The sequence below is a fragment of the Steroidobacter sp. genome (assembly GCF_036406195.1).
Lineage (GTDB): Bacteria > Pseudomonadota > Gammaproteobacteria > Steroidobacterales > Steroidobacteraceae > Steroidobacter.
Window position 1 is genome coordinate 62,074 of sequence record NZ_DASWVW010000062.1, and the last position, 6,167, is coordinate 68,240.

Annotated in this window: 9 protein-coding genes; 6 read left to right on the forward strand and 3 right to left on the reverse strand. The window is 61.0% G+C overall.

Annotated elements, in window-relative coordinates; translation table 11 throughout:
- Window positions 1-3: 3 nt before the first annotated feature.
- The gene (locus tag VGE08_RS26180; protein ID WP_331070893.1) at window positions 4-414 is read right to left on the reverse strand and encodes an archease; all 411 of its coding nucleotides are present in this window, start codon (window positions 412-414) and stop codon (window positions 4-6) included.
- 20 nt (window positions 415-434) lie between these two features.
- Window positions 435-833, reverse strand: a complete 399-nt coding sequence (locus VGE08_RS26185; RefSeq protein WP_331070894.1) for a DUF6763 family protein — start codon at window positions 831-833, stop codon at window positions 435-437.
- A 224-nt stretch (window positions 834-1,057) separates the two neighbouring features.
- Here VGE08_RS26185 and VGE08_RS26190 point away from each other — a divergent pair, with 224 nt between their 5' ends.
- Both VGE08_RS26190 and VGE08_RS26195 read left to right on the forward strand, forming a co-directional pair.
- On the forward strand, window positions 1,058-1,759 hold the full coding sequence (locus tag VGE08_RS26190) for a phosphoribosyltransferase (protein WP_331070895.1): 702 nt from the start codon (window positions 1,058-1,060) through the stop codon (window positions 1,757-1,759).
- A gap of 10 nt (window positions 1,760-1,769) precedes the next feature.
- On the forward strand, window positions 1,770-2,468 hold the full coding sequence (locus VGE08_RS26195) for a hypothetical protein (protein WP_331070896.1): 699 nt from the start codon (window positions 1,770-1,772) through the stop codon (window positions 2,466-2,468).
- Here the strand turns inward: VGE08_RS26195 and VGE08_RS26435 are convergent.
- Window positions 2,419-2,697, reverse strand: coding sequence for a DUF2934 domain-containing protein (locus tag VGE08_RS26435; protein ID WP_349258807.1), 279 nt, complete (start codon window positions 2,695-2,697; stop codon window positions 2,419-2,421). The two genes, VGE08_RS26195 and VGE08_RS26435, sit on opposite strands and share 50 nt — an antisense overlap.
- Window positions 2,698-2,964: 267 nt before the next feature.
- Between VGE08_RS26435 and VGE08_RS26200 the strand changes: the two genes are divergently transcribed.
- The 4 genes from VGE08_RS26200 to VGE08_RS26215 all read left to right on the forward strand — a co-directional run.
- Window positions 2,965-3,522 (forward strand): nitroreductase, encoded by a 558-nt coding sequence (locus tag VGE08_RS26200; RefSeq protein ID WP_331070897.1) that lies wholly within the window; start codon window positions 2,965-2,967, stop codon window positions 3,520-3,522.
- A 355-nt stretch (window positions 3,523-3,877) separates the two neighbouring features.
- Window positions 3,878-5,218 carry a tyrosine-type recombinase/integrase gene (locus VGE08_RS26205; protein ID WP_331070898.1) on the forward strand — a complete coding sequence of 447 codons (1,341 nt, stop codon included), beginning with the start codon at window positions 3,878-3,880 and terminating at the stop codon, window positions 5,216-5,218.
- A 162-nt stretch (window positions 5,219-5,380) separates the two neighbouring features.
- A complete protein-coding gene (locus VGE08_RS26210) occupies window positions 5,381-5,671 on the forward strand; it encodes a DUF1778 domain-containing protein (RefSeq protein ID WP_331070899.1) in 291 nt (96 codons plus the stop codon).
- On the forward strand, window positions 5,672-6,167 hold a 496-nt coding region (locus tag VGE08_RS26215), incomplete at its 3' end, for a GNAT family N-acetyltransferase (RefSeq protein WP_331070900.1).

Genomic DNA, 6,167 nt, shown 5'->3' on the forward strand with positions numbered 1-6,167 from the left:
TGCTCACACATCGACTACGGTCTGAGCAAGCCATGTCGAATCTTCATTGATGACACGCAGGGCTGTGTAAGTCGCGCCCTTGATTTCAACGGCCGGATGGTGCCGATCCGCATCGACACGCTCTCCCCAGACTTCGGCCCTGAGCCGCAAACCCTCGATGGTCACCACGAACTTGCTGAAGAGCATGTGTCGAGTCGCCATTTCGTACACCACATTGTTGAGCCATTCTGCGAACAAGAGCTCGACATCGGGCGCGCTGCATTCAATCATCACAGGCTCTCGCGCGTCGATCAGCCCGAGATCGGTGACGAGAGCCGTCATCGCGAGTGCACCCTGCTCGAATGCCTCTGCAAGGCTGGATCCGAATCCCCGCACACCCATGTCGGCTTCATGCGCGAAGTGCTCCCAGCGCACTGAATTGCTCTCCTGCGCCATCAGCGCGCGCGATCATCGGCCGGCTTCACTTCCTGTGCATAAAGCTCGAGCGGCGGGCCCTCCTCTTCCTCCAACTCGTCGGGCGGCAGCGTGTCCTGCCACGGCTGCTGGACAGGTTCGAGCGAGCGGCGCCAATCCTGAGTGCTCATGTCCGTTTCGGTCATGCCGAGATCGTCGGTCTCGATATCGTCGTAAGGACCGGTCCAGTCCTCCGGCGGCTCCGCCGTCTCGATGTCCATGTCTCGCCACGCGCTGGCATCGACTTCTTCAACGTCGCCGTCGAAAGACTGCATCTCGACGCTACCGCTTGCCTCGTCAACGGCCACGACGAGGAACATCTCGCCTTTATCGCGATGTGCGTACCACTGGCCGATCACTGGATCCAGTTCATTTGGCATAGCCGCGACCTCCTGAGCATCGATGGCCATTGGAAGCATCTGCTCTCGTGCGGCAACGAACATCAGGAGTGGTACCGAATGAGCGCGGGAATGTTCCTATCCGAGCCCATGCCGTCGGAACTGTACGCACGGAGAGTCCACGAAGGATTCGTGACACTTCCGGAATTTCGCTCATCATGCATCTGGCCTATAACAAAACACGCTCATCTCGTCAGAGAACGGCCATGAAACGGTTTATCAATCGCAGCGCCGCTGGCCGGGAGTTGGCACAGCGGCTGGCTCATTATCGAGACCAGCCGGATGTCCTGGTTCTCGGGCTGCCCCGTGGCGGCGTACCTGTCGCCTTTGAAGTCGCCCGATTCCTACATGCGCCTCTGGACGTGATGGTGGTCCGCAAGCTGGGCGCGCCAGAGCAGCCGGAGTTCGCAATCGGCGCCATCGCTTCGGGCGGCGTCACGCTGATCAACGAGTCGATCCCAGCCTGGTACAAGGACTCCGTAGACATCGAGCGCATAGCCGCGGCCGAACGCATCGAGCTCGAACGTCGCGAACGGGCATTTCGCGGCGGACATTCGCCGCTCATTGCCAACGATCGAACCGTCCTGCTCGTGGACGATGGCGCCGCCACCGGCGCGACCATGCGCGCTGCCGTGCGTGCAGCCCGCAGTCTCAACGCCAAGAAGGTGGTCGTCGCGCTGCCGGTAGCATCGGTGGACGCTTATGAGCTGCTGAGGGACGAAGCGGATGAAGTCGTCTGCCTGGCCGCACCGCTCGGCTTCTACGCCGTCGGTCAGTGGTACGAGGAATTCACCCAAACGACCGACGAAGAAGTGACGGACCTACTCGCGCGCGCAAACAGCCTTGCCGCACGCGGCCAGCGGCCCGCGAGCTTACGGCAGGCAGCTCGAGCCAGCCGAACCAAGTGAGGTTGTCAGCATGAAGCTGCAACCTGCCATCGAAACAACGATTCCGCTCGGCCCCGACCTGGAGCTGAAAGGATTCCTGGCGGGCGCAGAGAACGCGCAAGGTCTGGTGATCTTCGTGCATGGAAGCGGCAGCAGCCGCTTCAGTGTACGCAACAATCAGGTTGCGCAATTCCTACGATCGCAAGGATTCGCGACCCTCCTCATGGACCTTCTGACCGCGAGCGAGGGTCAGGTGGATGCGATCACGCGAGAGCTGCGCTTCAACATCCCTCTGCTTGCCGAGCGCGTCATTGGAACACTGGACTGGTTGGCTCGGCGTGAGGACGTGGGCCACTTGCCTGTCGGCCTGTTCGGCGCGAGCACGGGCGCAGCCGCTGCACTGATTGCCGCCGCAGCCCAACCTTCTCGTGTGAGGGCAATCGTCTCGCGTGGCGGACGACCTGATCTGGCCGGCGACGCTTTAATGTCGGTACGCTGTCCAACGCTATTGATCGTGGGAAGCGAAGACTTCGAAGTCTTGCGACTGAACCAGATGGCTATGACCCGGATTCCAGGGAACACGCAACTGGTGAAGGTGGATGGAGCCACGCACCTCTTCGAGGAGTTCGGCACGCTGGAAGTGGTGGCACAGCACGCTGCGAAGTTCTTCAAGCTGCATCTCAATGCAACTCAGCCGCAGCGGGCTCCTGCTCGAGGAAATAAGCGCTGATCTCCGCCTCGGCCGCCAACCAATCATCGAGCTCGCGCCCCGGGGTGAAGCCGCGCTTCTGGGCCCGATAGAAGGCCGCCTCGGCAACCATCTTTTGTCTTGCCGCCGCAGCGACGGAAGGTCCTGACGGCGGGGGCTGATCGGATTCGGCCGCTGCCGATTCACTTCGAGTTGCGGATCGCTTGCGCCGGGCGTGTTTCGAGCTCTGCGAAGATTTCTGCTTGCTCATGGCCTTCGCCTCTTCAGCTGGCGGTCAATGAGCATCAGTGTCGTCCTGAAATCGCGCTGCGTGCATGGGGACATGCGCGTAACGAATAGCAGCATCTCGCATGCTGCCTTCCTCGTCGCACTCCGCTTCGCGCTCATGCGGTCCATTTGTTATAGGCGCTTTTACTATAGGTGCTTTACAGATCTGTTTGCCGGTTCCTCGGATTTCCAGGCCGACGGGCCGCGCAGACGATCATGACCTCCAGTTGCCCGAGACGAGGACGATGCTATGGATGTCTTGCGTGCCATCTCGGCTCGGCGAGCCGTTCGTGATTACACCGATGCACCCGTATCGCGCGAGTCGATTCGCGAGTTGATCGATGCGGCTATACAGGCGCCGAGCGCTCGCAATCGACAGCCTTGGTCATTCGCAGTTCTACGCGGCCGCGACCGAATCGCAGGGTGCGCCGAGAGCGCGAGACAATGGCTACTTGAACATCACAGGGAGGAACTCGGCGAGCTTGCTCACATGCTGGAGCAGCCCGGTTATTCACTCTTCTACCATGCGCCCGCCCTGGTGATCATCCTAGCCACCGACGACTCGACGCAGTCCGCGGAGGACTGCTGCCTCGCTGCGCAGAACTTGATGCTGGCAGCGCGCAAGAACAACCTTGGCACCTGCTGGATTGGTCTTGCCCGGCCCTGGCTGAATGCACCGGCGACCAAGGATGAACTTGGATTGCCGGCACGCTATCCGGTCGTCGCCCCAATCATTGTCGGCCATCCGAAACATTGGCCTGACGCGCCCGAGCGCAAGCCACCAGAGATTGAGTGGCTCGAGGGGTAGCTATGACTTGCACCTCGAATGCAGGTTTTGGTTAGAGGCCGCTCGTGCGCTAACACGTGTCGGCCTCGCTTTTTTTTGCTTCTGAGATGCCGGACCGACTTTTCGGCTGGGTTTCGGATGAGCCAGCGAAAACCCCGGAGAAAACCCTGGAAAAGACTGGCGGAGAGGGAGTCCTAAAGGCGGAGATGACGGTACTTTCCACGGACATCCACCACGGTACAACGAGGGCTGATCAGTACAGCTAAGTCTCTGACTCATTGAAGAAAACCGGTCCGCTCGGATTCCATATTGGTCATTTAGATCCACCGAGTTCCGGTTTCTGATGGGGGACAGAGATGGCTGAAGGAGTTTGATCATGCCAAAGCGTGCTCGCGAGCTATCCGCCCGCGCCCTCATGTCCCTGCGAGAAGACGGTCGGTATGCCGTCGGCGGTGTCCCCGGTTTGTACCTGCGCATCGAGGGTAGATACCGTTGCTGGGTCCTACGTCACCAGATCAACGGAAAACGACGAGAGTTCGGGCTAGGCGGCTTTCCCCAGGTCACGCTCGCGCAGGCGCGCGATCGAGCCTGGGAGACCCGCCGAAGCCGGCCGGCGGAGTCGACCAGTCCGCAATCACCCCCGACAGCGCCTCAACTGCGCGTGCTCGCCCCGTCGCCCCAAACGAACCCGCCGACGCCGCGTGCCGCCAAGGATGAACCGTCGGTGACCTTCAGGTCTTGCGCGAGAACCTATATCGCGGTCCAACAGGTGGGCTGGAAATCACCCAAACACTCAAAGCAGTGGTCCTCGACATTGGAGGAGTACGCTCACCCGGTGATTGGGCACCTGCACCCGCGCGAGATCACCCTGGACCACCTGCTGCGCATCCTCCAGCCGATCTGGGCGAGCAAGACCGAAACGGCAACCCGTGTTCGCGGTCGCGTCGAGTCCATCCTCGACTGGGCCGAGCACCGCGGTTATCGCAGCGGAAAGAATCCCGCCGCCTGGAACGGTAACCTGGAGTTCGAGCTACCCTCCCCGACCAAGCTCAAGAAGCGCAAGAAGCGGCACCATCCCGCGCTGCCCTATCTGCGAGTTGGCGCCTTCATGGCCGATCTGCGGTCGCGACAAGGCATCTCTATCCGTGCGCTCGAATGGGGCATCCTGACCGCCACTCGCAGTCAGGAGATCCGTGGCGCCCGGCACAGCGAGATCAACCTGCAGCTCAAGCGCTGGACCATCCCCAAGGAGCGCATGAAGCTTGAGAAGGACCATGTCGTCCCGCTGTCCGAGGCAGCAATCTCGCTGTACGAGCGCCTGCCGGTGAGACCAGGCTGCGACCTGCTGTTCCCCGCCCCCGAGAGCGGCGGACAACTGACGGATGCCGCCTTGAGCGAACTCATCGATGGCATACATGAGGGCGACCTCAAGCGCGGTGGTATCGGCTATCTCGACCCGGTGCAGGATCGAGTTGCCACTCCGCACGGATTTCGCTCCACCTTTCGCGACTGGGCAGCGGAGGTCGCCTTCTTCCCGCGCGAAGTGATCGAGCATGCGCTCGCGCATAAGCTCAAGGATGCGGCGGAGGCCGCTTACCAGCGCGGCGTGCTATTAGCGAAACGGGCAGCACTTATGGAGCAATGGGCGGCGTTCTGCAGTGAACTCTGCCCACAGCTGCCTTCGCTGAGGGACATCTCAGCGCGCACGGCTGCATAGGGGTCGTCCAATCGAACCCGGATCGCGCATACCGCGATCTGGGTTCGGGCGCAGGTTCTAATTCCTTCGTCGTGCTCGGTTGGCGATCCATGTATTGACAACGTCATTACACCGAACTAGTCTGTAGGTTGCCGCAATATCTGAAGCCACCGTCGGGGAATCATGAAATCCAGTAGTTCCGCCGCAGTCAAAAGAGACGATCTGATACAGATCAGAGCCTCTGCTGCGACCAAGGCCATTCTCAATCGCGCTGCCGCTCTTCGCGGCCAGAAGCTTTCCGAGTTCATGCTTGACAGTGCCCGCACTCGCGCCGAAGAGACCATTTTGGATCAACGGCTGATTAGCCTGGACGACGAAGCCTACAAGGCGTTTCTCGCGATGCTCGATGCGCCAGCCAAGCCGGATAAAGCAGTGCGAACACGCATGAGCCGTAAGCCGGCATGGGAACGCTGAGTGTCGGCAAAGCGCAGCGCCGTGCTCGCGCCTGAACGACTCACGCCGCAACATGATCTTTCCGAGTTCCGCAACGGCAAGCACGACTCGCTCGATGCATGGCTGCGCGACCGGGCACTTGCCAGCGAGGGCTTGTCCGCTCGCACATACGTCATCTGCTCCAACGACGCACCAGGCCGAGTGATCGGTTATTACGCCATTTCGACCGCGATGGCGCACCGATCAGGATTGCCCAACGCCAGGTTGCGCCGCGGAATGCCGGATGAGGTGCCGCTGTTGCTCATCGGTCGCCTCGCCGTTGACGTGACCCATCAGAATCGTGGATTGGGTACCGACCTGTTGATCGACGCATTACGTCGGTGTCTCAGTGCCGCCGATACGGCAGGGGCACGAGCAGTGATCACCCATGCCATTGATGACGACGCCGTAGCATTCTACGAGCGGCACGGCTTTCTTCGCTGCCCGCTGGGCGAACGAACGATGCTGATGCCAATCG